General features: G+C 76.1%; 2 protein-coding genes. Both read left to right on the forward strand.

Translation table 11 applies throughout. From position 1 onward, the window contains the following. Positions 1-793 (forward strand): ATP-binding cassette domain-containing protein (locus tag ABZW32_RS39805; protein WP_356225807.1); only part of this gene is annotated, 793 nt, incomplete at its 5' end. Positions 794-924: 131 nt separating this feature from the next. Then, complete coding sequence (locus ABZW32_RS39810; protein ID WP_356225809.1) at positions 925-1,752, forward strand: ECF transporter S component; 828 nt, start codon at positions 925-927, stop codon at positions 1,750-1,752. The last annotated feature ends 182 nt before the right edge of the window (positions 1,753-1,934 follow it).

A 1,934-nucleotide genomic window follows, 5' to 3' on the forward strand; every position in this document is an offset into this window, starting at 1 on the left:
CCACGTGACCCGCGCGGCGGCCCAGGCCGCCCCCGCGGCCGTCGTGCGCGACCTCCGCGTGCGCCGCGGGCCCCGCGCCGAGGTGCTCCGGGACGTCAGCCTCTCGGTCGCTCCCGGCGAGGTCATCGCCCTGATGGGCCGCAACGGCGCCGGCAAGTCCACCCTCCTCGCGTCGCTGATCGGCACCCTGGCCCCCGCGGCCGGCGAGGTGACCGTCGGCGGCCGCGCGCCCCACCGGACCCCGCCCCGGGAGATGGTGCGCCGGGTGGGCCTGGTCCCGCAGGATCCGCGCGACCTCCTCTACGCCGACACGGTCTCCGCCGAGTGCGCCGCGGCCGACGCCGACGCCGGCGCCACCCCCGGGACCTGCAGTGACCTGGTTGCGACCCTGCTGCCCGGGGTACCGGACGACACCCACCCCCGGGACCTGTCCGAGGGCCAGCGGCTGACCCTGGCCCTCGCCCTGGTCCTGACCGGCCGGCCGGCCCTGCTCCTCCTCGACGAACCCACCCGCGGCCTGGACTACGCCGCCAAGGCGCGGCTGGTCGGCCTGCTGCGCGGGCTCGCCGCCGACGGGCACGCCATCGTGCTGGCCACGCACGACGTGGAGCTGGCTGCCGAGCTGGCCCACCGGGTGGTGATCCTGGCGGGCGGCGAGGTCGTCGCGGACGGCCCGACGGCCGAGGTCGTCGTCTCCTCCCCCGCCTTCTCCCCGCAGGTGGCCAAGATCCTGGCCCCGGGGCACTGGCTCACGGTGTCCCAGGTGTCCGCGGCCCTCGAAGGGACCCCGTGAACCGCCCCGCCCCCGGCCTCCTGAACACCGGCGGCCCCGACGGCCCCGGCAGCCCCGACGGCCCCGACCGCACCGCCCGCCCCCTCCGCCACGGCCGCCCCGTCCGCGTCGGTCCGCGTGCCGCCGCGGCCCTGGTCCTCGTCACCCTGATCGGCATCGCCGCCTTCGGCTGGCCCCTGCTGGCCGACCGCCAGTCGGGCCTGGCCCACTCCCAGGACGCCCCGTGGCTGTTCGCGGCGCTGCTGCCGCTGCTGGTGGCGGTGGTCGTGGCGACCATCGCGGACCAGGGGATGGACGCCAAGGCGGTGGCGATGCTGGGCGTGCTCGCCGCCGTGGGGGCGGCCCTGAGACCACTCGGCGCGGGCACGGCCGGCCTGGAGCCGATGTTCTTCCTGATGGTGCTCAGCGGCCGGGTCCTCGGTCCGGGATTCGGCTTCGTCCTCGGCTCCGTCACCATGTTCGCGTCGGCCCTGCTCACCGGTGGGGTCGGGCCGTGGATGCCGTTCCAGATGCTGGCCCTGGGCTGGTTCTCGCTCGGCGCCGGGCTGCTGCCCGGCCCGGAGCGGATCCGGGGGCGGGCCGAGCTGGCGATGCTGGCGGCGTACGGGTTCCTGGGCTCGTTCGCGTACGGCACGGTCATGAACCTCCAGGGCTGGGTGCTCCTCCAGGGCATGGGCCAGGGGATCTCCTTCCATCCAGGCGACCCGGTGGCGCAGAACCTGGCGCGTTTCGTCGCGTACTGCGCGGCGACCTCGCTGGGCTGGGACCTGGGGCGGGCTGCGCTGACCGTCGTCCTGACCCTCGCCCTCGGGGCCACCCTGCTGAAGGCGCTGCGGCGGGCCACGCGGAAGGCCGCCTTCGACGCCCCCGTCTCCTTCGGGCAGGAGGGCACCACCGCCCCGGGCACCACCGCCCCGAATCCCCTTCCCGAGGGGGACACGGCCCGTCACGATCGGTGAGATCCGGGGGGTGTGGCGGTGAGCCGCCCCATAGGACCCAGGTCACATACGAAGCGGCGTCGTAGTCCCCGGACCGCCCCCGGGCACCCCCATGGCCGGGTCCGGTGGGTCCCCTCCTGCGAGGGTCCGTAGTAGGCGGGGTCTTTGCCAGGCCGCCGGGGCGTCGGTAGAACTGGATGAGT

Source organism: Streptomyces sp. NPDC004667 (assembly GCF_040609475.1).
GTDB lineage: Bacteria > Actinomycetota > Actinomycetes > Streptomycetales > Streptomycetaceae > Streptomyces.